This window comes from Flavobacterium sp. MEB061 (assembly GCF_000834715.1).
GTDB classification, from domain to species: Bacteria; Bacteroidota; Bacteroidia; order Flavobacteriales; family Flavobacteriaceae; genus Flavobacterium; species Flavobacterium pectinovorum.
Genome location: NZ_JXQR01000015.1, coordinates 441399 through 458380 on the forward strand (window position 1 = coordinate 441399; position 16982 = coordinate 458380).

Consider the following 16982-nt stretch of genomic DNA (forward strand, 5'->3'; position numbering starts at 1 on the left):
TTCTTATATTTGTAAGTCTCATTATATCTTAATTGGTTTGAAAAATTATCTGTTGTTTTGTTTGTTCGTTCTTTTAGGAAATCCTGTTTTTGCATCGGATAGTACAGATACTATTTTGAGAAAACTAAATGACGCTTTAAAAAACAAACAGCGATATGTGGCGCTTAAGGAAGAGCGAATTTTAAATTTCAAAAAAATCAAATCGGCAGATTTAAGCAAGGAACAGGAATACAATTACAACAAAACTTTATATACAGAATACCAAAAATTCAATTCAGATTCGGCTATTTTTTATGTAAAAAAGAATTTGAAAATTGCTGAAGAACTTCAAAACAAAGAGCTTTCAGATTTAGCCAACATTCAATTGGTTACACTTTTCTCTTCTTCGGGAAAATACCGTGAATCTGAAGCCATTTTAAAAAGCATCAACAAAAAAACATTATCAAAAACATTGCTTCCTAATTATTATGTGGCGTATCGCGAATTTTTTGAGCATTATGCCGCCAATAGTTACGATATAAAATACATCGAGCAAATACGAAAATACCGTGATTCGTTGCTAATGGTTTTAGATCCAAGTACTTTAAACTATCAAATTAATAAAATTCAGCAGCGAATGTCTGAGGAAAAAATAGACATTTCGCGAAAACAATTACTGGATTTATTGAAAAACACCAAAGAAGATAATCCGCAATATGCCATGATTACTTATCTTTTAGGCAGTATTTATGAGGGAACACATCAATTAGAATTACGAAAAAAATACTACGCACTTTCTGCCACTGCAGATATTAAAAATGCCAATAAAGACAATGCATCGCTTCAGGAACTGGCCTTGGTTTTTTATGAAGTTGGGGATGTCGATATGGCGTACAAGCTCACGCAATCGGCCATTGAAGACGCGTTGTATTGCAATGTACAATTCCGAACACTTTTAATGTCAGAAGTGTATTCGATCATCAATACGGTTTATTTAGAAAAAGAAGCCAAAAGAAAAACAGAATTGCAATTGTATCTTTTATGCATTAGTTTACTTTCTGTATTCTTGATTGTAGCGGTTATTTACGTTTACAAACAAATGAAAAAAGTTTCGAGAATTCGTGGAGAATTATATGAAACAAGTCAAAAACTAGCCGAGTTAAACAAAGATATTACCGAAACCAACAATCAGTTGCAGGAACGTAATTCGCAATTATCAGAATCGAATCATGTTAAGGAAGAATATATAGCGCATTTTTTCAATCTTTGTTCGGCTTACATCAATAAATTAGAAAACTATCGCATTATTTTAAACAAAAAAGCGACGGCAAAACAGTTTGACGAAATTTATAAAATGCTAAAATCAACGACTTTGGTTGATAATGAATTGGAAGAATTATATAAAAATTTCGATATTATATTTCTGAATTTATATCCCACTTTCGTGAAAGACTTTAACGAATTGCTGATTAAAGAAGAACAAATCGTTTTGAAACAAGGCGAATTGCTAAATACTGAACTCAGAATTTTTGCTTTAATCCGACTTGGAATTACAGACAGCGTAAAAATTGCTGCCTTTCTTCGTTACTCTTTAAGCACAATTTACAACTATAGGACCAGAGCTCGAAATAAAGCCGCAGTTTCGCGAAATGATTTGGAAGAAATGGTCATGAAAATAGGTTTAATTTCGCTGAAAGTATAACTTTTTGTTTTAAAACCACTACTTTTTTTGGGCTTTAAAATTTATTAAATATTTGTAAATCAATATTTTAAATTTTTATTTCACTACTTTTTTTCGTTTAAAAATCTCATGCATACTATAACGTTTTAGCTTTACAATATTATTATAGGGTACTTTTGACACAAAGCTATCTTATATATAAATTAATGCTTTAATAAATTATAGTTATGTTTAAAAACGTTAAAACAATTGTTGTTTTACTTTTGTTGACTTCGATTGGGATAAATGCCCAAAACAAAGTTCCGGTTTATCTTGATGATAAAAAGTCGATTGAAGAGCGTGTCGCAGATGCACTTTCAAAAATGACAACCGACGAAAAAATTGCCATGATTCACGCACAATCTAAATTTAGTTCGCCGGGTGTTCCGCGTTTGGGAATTCCGGAAAACTGGATGACCGACGGACCACACGGAATTCGTACCGAAGTTAAATGGGACGAATGGGATCAGGCAGGCTGGACAAACGATTCATGTATTGCTTTTCCTGCTCTTACCGCGCTTTCTGCAACATGGAACAAGGAAATGGCTGCTTTATACGGAAAATCGATTGGTGAAGAAGCACGTTACCGTAACAAAAATGTATTATTAGGACCCGGAGTTAATATTTACAGAACGCCATTGAACGGTCGTAATTTCGAATATATGGGTGAAGATCCTTTCCTGACTTCAAAAATGGTGGTTCCTTATATTAAAGGAGTTCAGTCTAACGGAGTTGCGGCTTGCGTAAAACATTTTGCCTTAAACAATCAGGAAACCAATCGTAACTCAGTAAACGTAATTGTGGACGACAGAGCATTATACGAAATTTATTTGCCGGCTTTTAAAGCGGCTGTACAAGAAGGAGATGCCTGGGCGATTATGGGATCTTATAATAAATATAAAGGACAGCAATGTTGTCACAATGAGTTTTTATTGAATGATATTCTTCGCGGAGAATGGGGATTTAAAGGTGTTGTAGTTTCAGATTGGGGTGGCGTTAATGATACCAAACAAGCGATTCATAACGGTTTGGATATGGAATTTGGCTCCTGGACAAACGGACTTTCATGGGGAACAAGCAATGCTTATGACAACTACTTTTTGGCAAAACCATATTCGATTATGATTGCCAGAGGCGAAGTAGGAACGAAAGAATTAGACGAGAAAGTAAGCCGTATTTTACGTTTATCTTTTTTAACAACGATGAATAAAAACAGACCTTTTGGGTCTTTTGGAACAGAAGAACATGCAAAAGCAGGTTTGAAAATTGCTGAAGAAGGAATTGTATTACTTCAAAATAACAATAATATTTTGCCAATCAATCTTGCTAAAACTAAAAAAATTGCTGTAATTGGTGAAAATGCCATTAAAATGATGACAGTTGGTGGAGGAAGTTCTTCATTAAAAGCAAGATATGAAATCACACCACTTGAAGGATTAAAGAAAAGAATTGGCAATCAGGCTGAAATCGTATACGCTCGTGGTTATGTGGGAGATCCGACAAGTAATTATAACGGCGTTATTGCAAAAGTAAGTTTAGAAGACAAACGTTCTCCTGCTGAACTAACCGCAGAAGCTTTAAAAGTAGCTAAAGATGCTGATATTGTGCTTTTTATTGGAGGTTTAAACAAAACCGACAATCAGGATGCAGAAGGCCACGACCGTAAAGGATTAGAACTTTCGTATGGTCAGGATAAATTAATCAGCGAATTGGCGAAAGTAAATAAAAATATAGTTTTTGTAAATATTTCAGGAAATGCTGTGGCAATGCCGTGGGTAAAAGAAGTTCCGGGAATTGTGCAAGGCTGGTTTTTAGGTACAGAAGCAGGAAATGCTTTGGCAGCCGTTTTAGTTGGAGATGTAAATCCATCTGGAAAACTGACTTTTACTTTCCCTGTAAAATTGTCTGACAATGGTGCTCACGCTTTAGGAGAATTTCCTGGTGGTGATGAAGTTAAATACAATGAAAGCATTTTTGTAGGATATCGCTATGCCGACAAACAAAAAGCAAAACCATTATTTTCTTTTGGTCACGGATTAAGTTACACGACTTTTGAATACGGAAAAGTGACAGCGGATAAAAAACAAGTTTCTGCTGATGGTAAAATTACGTTTTCTGTAAAAGTAAAAAATACAGGAACTCGTGAAGGTTCAGAAGTTGTTCAGCTTTATATCAGTGATTTAAAATCTTCATTAGTTCGTCCTATAAAAGAATTAAAAGGTTTTGAGAAAATTTCGCTTAAAGCGGGAGAAGAAAAAACAGCGACATTTACAATTGATAAAACAGCTTTGAGCTTTTTTGATGATAAAAAACACGACTGGGTTGCAGAACCGGGCGCTTTTGAAGCAATCGTTGGTGCATCTTCAACAGATATAAAATCTAAAGTGGGATTCTCACTTCAATAGTTTCATTATTTCTAAATTGGTTGGTTGTAAAGCTGCAATTGTAAAAAATTGCGGCTTTGCTTTTAGAATTATTTTACGTTAAAATAATTTTACCATTAAGATATTAAGTTAATTAAGCTTTGTGCTTAAATTTATCTGGTGAGAATTAAGCTCGACGAGCTTAAACTTAATTTTTCTTAATCTCTTAATGGTTCAAAAAAATAAACACTTTATTGTTTTAATTAAAGCCGAATTAGAAAATTAGATAAAATTATATAGTTATACATAAAGCTTTGCGAACATTTAAAGATCTTTTCAAAAATTTCCATCGCTATCTTTGCGTAAAAACCTTTGCGGACTTTGCGCTTAAATAAGTTCAATAAAAAACTAACCATCAACCATTAATAATTAACCATTTTTATGAGTTCTATTTCTACTGATATTCAACCAAAAAAGCATTACGAAATCCTGGACGGTTTACGTGGAGTAGCGGCTATTTTAGTTGTAGCTTTCCATATTTTTGAAGCTTTTGGCGGCGGAAATCGTTTTATACAAATTATCAATCACGGTTATCTTGCCGTTGATTTCTTTTTTCTCTTATCCGGATTTGTTGTCGCTTACGCATATGATGATCGCTGGGTAAAAATGTCGCAATGGGAATTTTACAAACGACGTTTAATACGTTTACAGCCCATGGTAATTATGGGAATGATCATTGGAGCCATTTTTTATTATTTTCAGGCTTCGGATATTTTGTTTCCGATGATTGCCGGAATGGAAGTCTGGAAAGTAATTTTAACCATGGTTATTGGGTTTACATTATTACCAATTCCGCCATCATTAGAAATCAGAGGATGGGGCGAAATGCACCCGTTAAATGGACCTGCATGGTCATTATTCTTCGAATACATTGCAAATATTTTATACGCCTTAATCTTCCGTAAGTTCTCCAATAAAGTTTTAGGCTTTTTTGTTCTGATATTTGCAGGATTACTTATTAATTATACCGTTTTTGGTCCAAAAGGAGATGTTATTGGCGGATGGTCTTTAAATCTGGAACAAATGAATGTTGGTTTCACCCGTTTATTGTATCCGTTTTTTGCAGGAATTTTGCTTTCCCGTTTAGGAAAACTAATTCACATAAAAGGCGCGTTCTGGGTTTGCAGTATTTTAATCACAATTGTACTTGCCTTACCAAGATTTGGTGACGAAAATAGCTTATGGATGAACGGTTTATATGAATCTATCTGTATTATTTTAGTTTTCCCTCTTATTGTTGCCATTGGTGCCGGCGGAGAAATTAAAAGTGCTTTTTCGACTAAAATATGCAAGCTTTTAGGAGATATTTCATATCCAATTTATATCACACATTATCCGCTAATTTATTGGTTTACAGCTTGGGTTGTAGATAATAAAGTTTCAATTGGAGATGGTTATGGTGTTGGAATTGGAGTTTTAGTTGCCAGTATTATAATGGCGTATTTATGTTTGAAATTGTATGATGAACCGGTTCGTAATTGGTTGCAGAGCAAATTTCAAAAAAGAAAAATTGTTGTTACGGAATAAATGATATTGAATTTTCTAATTTCGTTAGTTGTAGATATTCAAATTGAGGGATGAAACGTTTATGTTTTCATCCCTTTTTTATTTAAGAAATTATCCGATTCTATAATCGTAGAGATGCACTGCAGTGCATCTACGCACAGTATATCGACAAAGAATAAAACGTTCGAAATAAATATAAAATAATGTAATTTAACTCATGCATTTTCCGTTTATTAATATTTTAAATTTGGAAGAACAAAAAACGATAAAAAATGTCAGAAGCAGACAAAACCGATAATATGCCAATATATCAAAAGGCAGAACAAATTTTTAGATTAACAGAAGGACTGGTTCAGATAATTCCTGTTGAAAATGAATTTTTACAAGAAACGACGGTTCGTTATATGTTAGAAAATGCAATGCTGATTCCTGTAAAAATCGCTGGAGCAGAAGGCGGAGATTTATATGATCTGCGCATGGAAAATGCAGCTATTATTCGCAGGGCGGCAAGAGAATTGTATGTTCAGGCAGGAAGTTTACGTTTTGAAGAAGGTATTACAGATAAAGATTATATTGAATTACTTCGAAATACAATTGAAGAGTTTCGTTTGTTATTTATAGATTGGGTAGCCAGTTTTGATGTTTGGAATTATATTAAAGACAGTTGGGGATTATTTAATCCTCCTGGTGTAAATGCGCATGATAAAGATCCTGATGAAGATATTCCTTTTAATCCAAATGATTTTTTCGAATCAGATGGTGATGACGATTAATAAAAAAAGGGATGAAACATTTTTATATGTTTCATCCCTTTTTGTCTATTTTCTTTATGTATATACGTTGCGTAGACGTACTGCTGTGCGTCTCTACAATTGTAAACCTACAAAACAACAAAGGTTCAAAGGAAAACTTTGTCCCTTTGAACCTTTGCATCTTTGAACCTTTTAAAAAAAACTTATTCAAGAACCAATGCTCCTAAAGCTTCTTTGCTGAAACCTTTCAATTGATCTGTTTTTCCCGCTTTGATTTTTGCAACCCAATTAGGATCAGATAAAAGAGGTCTTCCAACGGCAACTAAATCAAAATCGCCACGGTCGAAACGTCTGTTTAATTCTTCCAAAGAAGTTGGCTCAGAACTTTCTCCTGCAAAAGCACCGAAGAAATCACCAGAAAGTCCAACAGAACCTACAGTAATTGTTGGTGCGCCTGTTACTTTTTTAGCCCATCCTGCAAAGTTCAAATCAGAATCTTCGAATTCAGGTTCCCAAAAACGACGTTGAGAACAGTGTAAAATATCTACTCCGGCATCAACAAGAGGATTAAGCCACGCTTCTAATTCCTGTGGATTTTTAGCTAGTTTATAATTATAATCAGAAGGTTTAAATTGAGAAAAACGCATGATTACTGCAAAGTCATTCCCAACTTGTTTTCTGATTTCTTTTACCACTTCGATAGCGAAACGATTACGTTCCGGCAATGTTTTTCCACCGTAAATATCAGTACGTAAATTGGTTTCAGCTCTAAAAAACTGATCGATTAAATAACCGTGTGCACCGTGAATTTCGATTGTATCAAAACCTAGTCTTTTGGCATCAGCGGCAGCTTTACCAAAAGCAATAATAGTATCTTCAATATCTTTCTCAGTCATTGTGTTTCCGTTGCTGAAATCTGGTCGGTTTAACCCAGACGGACCTTCAAAAGGAACCGGAGGAACCCATCCTGAATGGTGATTATCCATAATTCCCATATGCCAGATTTGTGGTCCCATTGCACCGCCTGCAGCGTGAACTTCTTTAATTACTTTTTCCCAGCCGTTTAAAGCTTCACCATAAAAATGAGGAACATTTCCATCGTTAGATGATGAAGGTCTGTCGATTACAGTTCCTTCAGATAATATTAGACCAACTTCACCTTCAGCTCTTTTTTGATAATAAGCGGCTACTTCATCAGTTGGAATTCCGTTTGGAGAAAATGAGCGCGTCATTGGCGCCATTACGATTCGGTTTTTAAGATTTAACGTTTTTAAGTTAAATGGAGAAAACAGGTTGTTTGTACTCATAGTAATTTACAAATTAGATTGAATTAATTTACTGAGTGCTTCAAAGGCACCTTCGTTACGTTTATAATAGGTCCATTGTCCTACGCGTTTGGATTCTATGAATCCGGCGCGTTGTAAAATAGACAGGTATTCTGAAACTGTTGACTGCGTTAAACCGGCTTTGGCCTGAATTTGTCCCACACAAACGCCGTGTTCAAATCCGGCGTGCTGAAGCTGATCCGGAAAGTTAATTTCGGGTTCCTTGAGCCATTCCAGCATTTGCAATCTGGACTTATTAGATAATGCTTTAAAGATTTCTATATTTTCCATGGCGCAAATATATCGACTTTTCCCGATATATCAATTTAAAGATTTTTTTTTAGGATAATTTTAAGAAGGAGAGGAGAAAGTTTATATTTGTTTTGTGGATTAATATTGCAAAGTCGCGAAGTTAGTTTCACGCAGATTTAAAAAGATTTAAGCAGATAATATTTATATTTTTTTAAATTAAATCTGCCCTAATCAGCAGAATCTGCGTGAAAAAATCTTTTAAGCATTTAATTGAGGCATAAAAAACGATGCTACTTTGTAAGAATTGAAACGAACCCCAATAAATAACTTAATCTATTATGAAAAAAACTTTACTTATTTTAGGATTCTTATTATGCGTGATATCAAACTCAAAAGCTCAGGTTATTGGAACTGATGTTGGAGATATCGCTCCGGAAATTGATCTTCCGGATCCAAAAGGAAACAATGTTGTACTTTCTTCTTTAAGGGGAGATTTGGTTTTGGTTGATTTCTGGGCATCATGGTGCGGGCCTTGTACGAAAGAACATCCTGAATTGATAAAATTATACAACACTTATCAGGGAAAATTTTCGATTTACAGCGTATCTATGGATACTAAAAAACCTTTATGGCTGGCAGCAATTGCCAAACAAAAATTACCATGGACTCAAGTAAGTGATTTAAAATACTGGACTTCGCCAGTTGTTGGCGATTATATGCTGCAATCAGTTCCGCTAAATTTTTTAATTGATAAAAACGGAATTATCTTAGCTAAAAATATTCATGGAAATGCCTTGAATGAAATGGTAAAGAGTATTTTAGGGCAGTAGAGTTTTTTTGTTTCAGGTTTTGGATTGCAAAATTTGTCTATAAGCTAAAGTTTACACAAAGCGGATAAACGTTAAACCTGACAGTCCCGAAGCCTCGGGATAAAACCTGTCGGGTTTAATCGCTTTACGGAGAAAAACTTATTTTGAATGAATTGCCGATCTTTGTCAAAGTTTTAAACTTTGACAAAGATTTTTCTTGAAACCTGAAACCTGAAACAAAGCAAAACCTGAAAAACAAATAATTTATGCAATCAAACCTCAGTTTGTCTGAATTTCGTAGAAGATTGACCGATAATACAGAAATTGGTTCTCCAAAAACAGCATTGGGGCAGGTTAGAGTTTTTCCTTTATCTGGTGCAGTAAAGCCTTTTTATGGATTTTTTGATGATAACAGTTTTAGTCTGACTGTAAATTCATTAAAAGCATCAACATATTATATAATAAATGGAAAGTATAAAATAGTTAATGATACAGTCACAGTAGATTATATTGTGGAATCGGGGAATAAATACCAGCAATTTTGGTCACACTATTCTCCAATAATTTTGATTGTGGCCATTAATATATTTTTTCTTTTTTTCGCGAGAGGACTAAGACGAGCGTCTACCATTGTGAATTTGTTTTTACTTTTTTTGGCTTTCTATTCGAGATGGTATGAAGAGCGGAAGAGACAAAAGTTAGAAAAAAAGTTTATCAGTATTTTTGAAATAAAAAGATAAGTACGAGCTATTTACTTTTTCCATCAGAATTACTTTTCAGTGCATTTTTTCTATACGAAGACGGATTTTTTCCTGTATGTAATTTGAATATTCTCGTAAAATGGCTTTGATCTGAAAAGCCAGTCATATAAGCGATTTCAGTAAGCGTGTAAGTTGAATTCTGAATAAGATTTATGGCTTTTTCGATGCGTAATTTTCGAACATATTCGCCAAAATTTAAATCTTCAAAGTATTTAGAAAATTCCCGCGATAAATAAGATGGATTGAGTTCTAAATCATTTGATATTTTTTTAAGATCGAAAGTAAACTGTGCGTCGATTTGATCCTGAATTATTTCTTTTAAATCTTTAACCCAGGAAGGCGTTTTTTTACCTGCTTTTTTTTCGCTTAAAAATTTATTATAGACTTCATGAAGCAAATTTTCAAAAGGGCTATTTTGCAGATGATTTTGTTTGTAAAGATGCGTAGCCCAACTGTAAAGGGCATCGTAGAGAATCATTCCGTTTTTTAGCAATTCTAAATCGTCTGTGATATTATGAGAAAGTCCGGCAGAAATTGCCCAAAGGCCAGCTGATTCTTTTGCAATTTCATGTCGGTCTGTATCGGCACCACGAACAATTTTTGCCATAATTAAAACCGCCGGATCCTTAATTTGATATTTTTTAATGATGTAATCAAAAGTGCATTCTTCATTATAATGCGTAAATTCTACATCAGGAATATCAAAAGGAATTGCGTTTAATTCTTTTGCTTTGGTAATAACTTCATTAAAAGGAACATAAAAAAAATCAGCTTCAGGATCAACAAATTTTTGAATTAGCCATGGACAAGCAATTCTGTCAATCTTTGGCCTTTCGCGTGTGATCCACTTCATTTTTTATATTGCTTTAAATTAATTCAGCCCATCAATAATACTTCTAACGCCTCCAAAATTGGTTTTTAGCATTTCTCTTACCTGAAATTGTGTTTTATTTCGGGTCACGCTATCCCATTCTTTAAAATCATAAACGTGAATATTTTTCGCATATGGATTGGTAACGAAAGAAAGTCTTGCGATTGAATATTTAAAATATTTTAATTGATGCGAAATATGTCGGTTGGGAACAACGATAAGAATGGTTTCAAAATCCAGATAATTTTTAGGCACATCGTCACGTTCGGTCAGCCCGAGATGCTCAAAAAAAGCGATTATTTTTTGATCATTAAGTTTGTCAATTTCATGGTCTATACGCTTAATAGTGCTAAGAAGCGTATCTTCATCTTTAATAACACTCATGGTACTACTATTTTTGTTGAATTTCTATCTAAAATTACGCCAAAAGAACAAATTTGACTCAAAAACTGCTAGTAGAATGATTCTAAATTTTTAAACCCTAATTCTCAGGGGGCATTTCAGTACAAATAAGCATGATTTGATAAAATACTATTATTTTAATCAAATTAAAAACAATATTTTTATCGCTATTTTACAACCATTATCCGTTAACCACGTTTTTATGAAAGCTATTTTTTCAAAAGGAATTCTATTCTGTTTTATTTTTTTGATTTTCTATTCTGCTTCGGCACAAAATAAATCAGAAAGAGATTTGACTCTGATCGATAAAGATTGGCGATTTTCATTTGGACATTTATTTGATACCGGGAAAGATTTTGGTCATGCAACGGGATATTTTTCCTACTTAACCAAAACGGGATTTGGAGATGGTCCTGCATCCAGCAATTTTGATGACAGAGCATGGAGAAAACTAGATCTTCCGCACGATTGGGCGGTTGAACAATCCTTTAGCGAAAAAGCGAGTTTTAGTCATGGTTTTAAAACTGCGGGAAAAGGTTTTCCTGAAAAAAGCATTGGCTGGTACCGAAAAAAAATCAGTATTCAGGAAAGTGATAAAGGCAAAATTATTTCGCTAAAATTTGACGGCGTTTTTAGAAATTCGAAAGTATTTTTTAATGGTTATTTTCTTGGAACAGAAGAAAGTGGCTATAACGGATTTGAATATGATGTAACGGCTTATGTGAATTATGGCGGAGATAATACGATTGTCGTGCGTGTAGATGCCTCAATGGAAGAAGGTTGGTTTTATGAAGGTGCGGGAATTTACAGACATGTTTATTTGAAGAAAACGAATCCGCTTCATGTGGCGCAAAACGGAACTTATGTAACTTCTGAAATAAAAGAAAACAAGACAGAAGTTTCAGCAGAAGTTACTATCGAAAACAAAGGAAATTATAAAGGAGCAATCGAAATTGTTCAGACGATTTTGGATGCTCAGGGAAAACAAATTGCAACGGTTTCTGAAAACGGAACTGCGCCAAATTTTTATAAAACAACAAATTACACTTCAAAATTAACGGTTAATGATCCATTATTATGGGATATAGAAAATCCGAATTTATATCGTTTAATAACTGAAATTAAGCAGGAAGGAAAAATTATAGACCGTTATGAAACTTCGTTCGGGATTAGAACCATAAAGTTTGATGCCGAGAAAGGTTTTTTCCTTAACGGAAAATCGGTAAAACTAAAAGGAACAAACAATCATCAGGATCATGCAGGAATTGGAACGGCGCTGCCGGATGAATTGCAGTATTTCAGAATTAAAAAACTGAAAGAAATGGGTTCGAATGCGTATCGTTGTTCGCATCATCCGCCAACGCCGGAACTTCTTGAAGCCTGCGATAAACTGGGAATGCTGGTTATTGATGAAACCCGTTTGATGGGAATTAATGATTATCATTTGAATGATTTGGAGCGCATGATAAAACGCGATCGCAATCATCCGAGTATTTTTTGCTGGTCGGTTGGAAATGAAGAATGGAATATTGAAGGTAATATCGTAGGCGAACGTATTACGAATGTGATGCAGGAATTTACGAAAGGTATCGATGCTACAAGACCTGTAACGGTGGGAATTAGCAGCGGTTTTAAAAGCGGAATTTCATCGGTTGTCGAAATTATGGGCTATAATTACATGGGTAACGGTGATATTGATGCACACAGAAACCAGTTTAAACAACAGCCGGGAATGGGAACAGAGGAAGGCTCGACTTTTGCAACGCGAGGAGTTTATTTTACAGATGATGCCAAACATTACCAGAGTGCTTACGACAAAAAACCGCGCCCAAGTTTTTTTAGTATTGAAGAAGGCTGGAAATTTTATGCTGAAAGACCCTATTTAGCAGGAATGTTTATCTGGACAGGTTTTGATTATCGCGGTGAACCAACGCCTTACGGCTGGCCATCGGTTACTTCGTATTTTGGGATGATGGATGTTTGCGGTTTCCCGAAAGACAATGTTTTCTATTTGAAATCGTGGTGGGGAACTGAACCTGTTTTGCACATTATGCCTCATTGGAACTGGAGTACAGGAAAAGAAATCGATGTTTGGGTACATTCTAATTGTGATGAAGTAGAGCTTTTTCTGAATAAAGAAAGTCTTGGTAAAAAGAAAATGGAGCAAAACGGACATTTAGAATGGAAGGTGAAATATGTTCCGGGAACGCTTGAAGCAGTTGGTTATAAAAATGGTAAAAAGATACTTTTGGACATTCAGAAAACAACAGAAAATGCTCAAAACATCAAACTTTCTGTTGATAAAGAAAACATTTCTAATGCAAATGTTGTGGTTATTACAGCTGAAACAACAGATGAAAAAGGCGCACATGTACCAACTGCAAATCACGAAATGACTTTTTCTATAAAAGGAGGAAAGATTCTTGGAGTAGGAAATGGAAATCCAACATCGTTAGAAAGTGATAAATTTATTGATAACATGGAACTTGTTGCTATAACTAATTTTGAGGAGAAGAAATTGGCTTCGGCTAATATTCCTAACCAAATTACTGTTGAAGCTGATAATAACTGGAAAGAAGCTTTTAAAGACAGGGATTATAAAAATCAGGCTCCGGCGTATGTGTATCGTGGAAAATTTGATTTAAAGAACAATATTAAAACCAATACGGTTACTTTCTTTTACAAAAAAATCGGAATAAACGCAGTCGTTTTTGTGAACGGAAATAAAATTCCGGCAAGTACAGATGATGATCAAAAATATATTTTGAATGCGGCTGTTTTAAAACAAGGTTTAAACACAATTCAAATTATTGCGCCGCCTTTGCAAAAAAATAAAGACTGGGATGTTATGAATACTGATCCCGGAATTATTCAGGTAATTACGCCTGCAGAACAATGGAAACGAAAATTATTTAACGGGTACGCTCAAATCATTATTCAGAAAGACGAAAATGCAGCCGAAGTTATTTTATCGGCTACAGCCAAAGGATTAAAAACGGGAACTGTTAGTGTGAAATAATTTTTTTAATTAAAAATTGAGAATTAAAAATTAAAAATTAACTTGAAGTTGGTTTTAGAAAATCAAGGTTTTTTCACCTGCATTTGAACTAAGTGAAACGCCTTTTTAAACGCAAAGATTCTATGTTTCTATGTGTTTAAATGCGCATAACATAGTATTGTGAATCTTAGAATTATTTTAATTTTTAATTCTCAATTTTTAATTTAAAATAAAAAGCTATATTTCTATGTGTTTAAATAAACCGCACCAAATTGAAATTACTTTATCCAAAAAATATTTCCTAATATTGATATTTCAAAAGATTATAGCTTTATAAATTTTTAATAAAATTCTCAAATGTTAGATAATCTCGCGTTTTATATCGGTATTGTCATTGTTATCCTTTTCCTGATTATGGCAAGCAACAAAATAAAAGTTGCTTATCCGGTTTTATTGGTTTTGGCGGGATTGGCGATTAGTTTTATTCCCGGAATTCCAAAATTACGTATCGATCCGGAACTTATTTTTTTCATATTCCTTCCGCCATTATTGTATGAAGCTTCATGGAAAATCTCATGGAAAGAACTCTGGCGCTGGCGACGTATTATAACCAGTTTTGCTTTTTTGGTTGTATTTTTTACAGCACTTTCTGTTGCACTTTTTTCGAATTATTTTATACCGGGATTTTCACTCGCATTAGGTTTTTTGCTTGGCGGAATTGTTTCACCTCCTGATGCCGTAAGTGTGGGCGCTATTTTGAAATTTGTAAAAGTACCCCGCCGACTGTCTTCTATTTTAGAAGGTGAAAGTTTGTTGAATGACGCCTCATCGCTGATTATTTTTCGCTTTGCGCTAATAACCGCAGGAACGGGACAATTTGTTTGGTATAATGCTGTAACGAGTTTTGGCTGGATGGTAATTGCGGGAGTTGGAGTTGGCGTAGCAATTGGTTTTATTTTCATGAAACTGCATAAATATTTGCCCACAGATGCCAATATAGATATCGTATTTTCTATCGTAACGCCTTATGTTATTTATCTCGTTGCCGAGGAAATTCACAGTTCTGGTGTTCTTGCAGTTGTAAGTGGCGGATTATTATTATCGAATAACCGGCTTTCGTTTTTAAGCAGCACATCGCGATTGCGCGGTGTTAATGTCTGGGAAAGTTTCTGCTTTATCCTCAACGGATTAATTTTTATGTTTATTGGTCTCGACTTGCCCGAAATTACTTCGGGATTGGGAGATGTGAGTCTTTCCTCAGCGATTGGTTATGGACTTTTGATTACATTGGTTTTGATCATTGCGAGGTTAATATCTGCTTATGCGGCTGTAATTGTGACTTTGATAGCCCGAAATTTTATAACAGTTGCAGATTCCAGACATCCGGGTTACAAAGGAATTGTAATTATTGGCTGGTCGGGTATGCGAGGTGTTGTATCGTTGGCAGCGGCGTTGTCGATTCCGGTTTATGCGCAGGGCGGAGCAGAATTTCCGCAAAGAAATTTGATTCTCTTCATCACTTTTGTTGTTATATTGACCACATTGCTTTTACAAGGATTAACATTGCCATGGCTTATTAAAAAATTAAATATGCCGGATCCTGATTTTATTATGCCCGATGATGAAATGTATAATAAGTTAAGACGAATGCTTTCTCAACAGGCTCTGAATCATTTAAAAACGAACTACAGCCAACATCTTGAAACTGAAAAAGTATTGCAGCAACTCGCTGTAAAATGGGAAGATGCAAGCGTTTCTAACAACGAAGATATTTTAATGACCGAAGAGGCCAAAAAAGTTTACAGAGAAATATTAAACCTGCAAAGACAATGGCTTACCGATAAAAACAAGGATCACCGAATTGATGAAGAAATTGTACGCAAGCATATTTTGCATTTAGATTTGGAAGAGGAAAAACTGCATTTTCTTTAAAATTTGTTTCAGGTTTTTTTGTTTCAAGTTTCAGGTTTTTCGGTAACGCGAGTAAACCCAACAGGTTTTTAAAACCTGTCGGGTTTATTACGCAAACCTGAAACCTGAAACCTGAAACCTGAAACCTGAAACCTGAAACAAGACTATTTAATCTCTTTCTTAACCATTTTCCAATTCCCTTTTTCTTTAGAATAAGTTTCAGTTATAAAAACATTTTTAGCCTCTTTTCCTTCAAGTTTAATTGCTTCGATATAAGTTAGTACAGCCGTATTTTCATCAGAAGAAACAATTCTGAAATCTTCGGTATTTAAAGATTCATTTTGCTGTGATAAAAGTCTCAATAATGGTTCTTCTTTAATGTATTTTGTTAATTCAAAAGTAGAAACAGGTCCATTGTGAGTGGGGTAAATTGTTTTTACTTTATTATCTAATGCAATTTTCTCGATTAGTTTTAAATTTTGGTCGGCGAGTTGTCTGTTTTCATGATAAAAATGTTCTCTTACATGATGACCGTCAGGGGCTAAACCTCCGCCTTGCGCTTTAAAGGTGCCTACAAAAGCATCTCCAACAAAAAGATTATCTCCAATCAAAATCAATAAATCTCCCGGAGTATGTCCGCCTTTTATTGGAATTATTTTTCCATCAAAGCCATATTTTTTAAGATCGATATTGGCATTTTCGACAATAATATCAGGCGTAAAAGCGGGATAATCTAAGTCGGAATACTGGCGAAGTCTTGTTCCCCAAATGCTCACGTCTTCAGATTTTGATAATTCGGTTTTGCCTGAAGTAAATTTGTTTAAATCGGCTTTGCTTCCTGCAATTTTGGTTTTGAAATTTTGCTGAAGAAATCTCGCATTTCCTGCATGATCTCCGTGTCCGTGTGTAACAATGGCAAGAGCAATATTTTCGGGTTTAAAACCTAATTTTTTGATAGCACTTATCAAACTATCCTGATATCCTGCAACGGGAACTCCGGTATCAATTAAAATCAGTTTTTGTGAATTTCCTTTTACCAGATAAGCTTCAGTAAAATAGTTCTGAATATGGAAAATCTGAACTTTACTATTGTCTTTGTTTTGTGCATTAATGTTGAAATTGATAGATAAAAACCATAGTAATAATGAAAATATTCTCGTATGGTTTGGGTAAATGGTCTTTTTCATTTTTATTTGAATTAAATTATTTTGTCGGTATTGACAATGCAAATTTGAGACAGAAGAAAACGAATAAAAATGAACTGGTTTAGGAA

Annotated in this window: 13 protein-coding genes; 8 read left to right on the top strand and 5 right to left on the bottom strand. The window is 34.4% G+C overall.

The genetic code is table 11. The annotated features are described in order from the left end of the window. Positions 1-37 precede the first annotated feature (37 nt). The 4 genes from RT99_RS09195 to RT99_RS09210 all read left to right on the top strand — a co-directional run bounded on the left by RT99_RS09195 (position 38) and on the right by RT99_RS09210 (position 6401). Positions 38-1681 (top strand): DUF6377 domain-containing protein, encoded by a 1644-nt coding sequence (locus RT99_RS09195; protein ID WP_042564421.1) that lies wholly within the window; start codon positions 38-40, stop codon positions 1679-1681. Positions 1682-1887: 206 nt separating this feature from the next. Continuing rightward, positions 1888-4104, top strand: coding sequence for a glycoside hydrolase family 3 C-terminal domain-containing protein (locus tag RT99_RS09200; RefSeq protein ID WP_042564422.1), 2217 nt, complete (start codon positions 1888-1890; stop codon positions 4102-4104). 399 nt (positions 4105-4503) lie between these two features. Then, entirely contained in the window at positions 4504-5649 is a 1146-nt protein-coding gene (locus tag RT99_RS09205; RefSeq protein WP_042564423.1) for an acyltransferase, read from the top strand. 251 nt (positions 5650-5900) lie between these two features. Continuing rightward, positions 5901-6401: a hypothetical protein gene (locus RT99_RS09210; RefSeq protein WP_042564424.1), complete on the top strand. Its 501-nt coding sequence runs from the start codon at positions 5901-5903 to the stop codon at positions 6399-6401. A 182-nt stretch (positions 6402-6583) separates the two neighbouring features. Here the strand turns inward: RT99_RS09210 and RT99_RS09215 are convergent, their stop codons facing one another. Next, complete coding sequence (locus RT99_RS09215; RefSeq protein ID WP_042564425.1) at positions 6584-7687, bottom strand: NADH:flavin oxidoreductase; 1104 nt, start codon at positions 7685-7687, stop codon at positions 6584-6586. A gap of 6 nt (positions 7688-7693) precedes the next feature. Next, positions 7694-7996 (bottom strand): helix-turn-helix transcriptional regulator, encoded by a 303-nt coding sequence (locus RT99_RS09220; RefSeq protein WP_041518777.1) that lies wholly within the window; start codon positions 7994-7996, stop codon positions 7694-7696. A 299-nt stretch (positions 7997-8295) separates the two neighbouring features. Between RT99_RS09220 and RT99_RS09225 the strand changes: the two genes are divergently transcribed. Together RT99_RS09225 and RT99_RS09230 are read left to right on the top strand one after the other, a co-directional pair. Next, entirely contained in the window at positions 8296-8787 is a 492-nt protein-coding gene (locus RT99_RS09225) for a TlpA disulfide reductase family protein (protein WP_042564426.1), read from the top strand. Between the two features lie 245 nt (positions 8788-9032). Next, positions 9033-9506: a hypothetical protein gene (locus RT99_RS09230; protein ID WP_131494909.1), complete on the top strand. Its 474-nt coding sequence runs from the start codon at positions 9033-9035 to the stop codon at positions 9504-9506. 7 nt (positions 9507-9513) lie between these two features. On the opposite strand, the gene RT99_RS09235 is transcribed toward RT99_RS09230, so the two are convergent. Continuing rightward, positions 9514-10380 (bottom strand): chromate resistance protein ChrB domain-containing protein, encoded by an 867-nt coding sequence (locus RT99_RS09235; RefSeq protein WP_042564428.1) that lies wholly within the window; start codon positions 10378-10380, stop codon positions 9514-9516. Positions 10381-10398: 18 nt separating this feature from the next. Next, positions 10399-10782, bottom strand: coding sequence for a hypothetical protein (locus tag RT99_RS09240; RefSeq protein ID WP_042564429.1), 384 nt, complete (start codon positions 10780-10782; stop codon positions 10399-10401). Positions 10783-11002: 220 nt separating this feature from the next. Here RT99_RS09240 and galA point away from each other — a divergent pair, with 220 nt between their 5' ends. Both galA and RT99_RS09250 read left to right on the top strand, forming a co-directional pair. Beyond that, positions 11003-13819: a beta-galactosidase GalA gene (galA, locus tag RT99_RS09245; RefSeq protein WP_042564430.1), complete on the top strand. Its 2817-nt coding sequence runs from the start codon at positions 11003-11005 to the stop codon at positions 13817-13819. Positions 13820-14155: 336 nt separating this feature from the next. Then, entirely contained in the window at positions 14156-15730 is a 1575-nt protein-coding gene (locus tag RT99_RS09250) for a Na+/H+ antiporter (protein WP_042564431.1), read from the top strand. Positions 15731-15873: 143 nt separating this feature from the next. On the opposite strand, the gene RT99_RS09255 is transcribed toward RT99_RS09250, so the two are convergent. Next, the gene (locus RT99_RS09255) at positions 15874-16896 is read right to left on the bottom strand and encodes an MBL fold metallo-hydrolase (protein ID WP_042564432.1); all 1023 of its coding nucleotides are present in this window, start codon (positions 16894-16896) and stop codon (positions 15874-15876) included. Between the last annotated feature and the right edge of the window lie 86 nt (positions 16897-16982).

What these genes read in the sequence shown, in the direction of transcription:
- RT99_RS09200 (WP_042564422.1), top strand. Translation starts at nt 1,888, where the DNA reads ATGTTTAAAAACGTTAAAACAATTGTTGTTTTACTTTTGTTGACTTCG.
- RT99_RS09205 (WP_042564423.1), top strand. Translation starts at nt 4,504, where the DNA reads ATGAGTTCTATTTCTACTGATATTCAACCAAAAAAGCATTACGAAATC.
- RT99_RS09210 (WP_042564424.1), top strand. Translation starts at nt 5,901, where the DNA reads ATGTCAGAAGCAGACAAAACCGATAATATGCCAATATATCAAAAGGCA.
- RT99_RS09215 (WP_042564425.1), bottom strand. Translation starts at nt 7,687, where the DNA reads ATGAGTACAAACAACCTGTTTTCTCCATTTAACTTAAAAACGTTAAAT.
- RT99_RS09220 (WP_041518777.1), bottom strand. Translation starts at nt 7,996, where the DNA reads ATGGAAAATATAGAAATCTTTAAAGCATTATCTAATAAGTCCAGATTG.
- RT99_RS09225 (WP_042564426.1), top strand. Translation starts at nt 8,296, where the DNA reads ATGAAAAAAACTTTACTTATTTTAGGATTCTTATTATGCGTGATATCA.
- RT99_RS09230 (WP_131494909.1), top strand. Translation starts at nt 9,033, where the DNA reads ATGCAATCAAACCTCAGTTTGTCTGAATTTCGTAGAAGATTGACCGAT.
- RT99_RS09235 (WP_042564428.1), bottom strand. Translation starts at nt 10,380, where the DNA reads ATGAAGTGGATCACACGCGAAAGGCCAAAGATTGACAGAATTGCTTGT.
- RT99_RS09240 (WP_042564429.1), bottom strand. Translation starts at nt 10,782, where the DNA reads ATGAGTGTTATTAAAGATGAAGATACGCTTCTTAGCACTATTAAGCGT.
- galA (WP_042564430.1), top strand. Translation starts at nt 11,003, where the DNA reads ATGAAAGCTATTTTTTCAAAAGGAATTCTATTCTGTTTTATTTTTTTG.
- RT99_RS09250 (WP_042564431.1), top strand. Translation starts at nt 14,156, where the DNA reads ATGTTAGATAATCTCGCGTTTTATATCGGTATTGTCATTGTTATCCTT.
- RT99_RS09255 (WP_042564432.1), bottom strand. Translation starts at nt 16,896, where the DNA reads ATGAAAAAGACCATTTACCCAAACCATACGAGAATATTTTCATTATTA.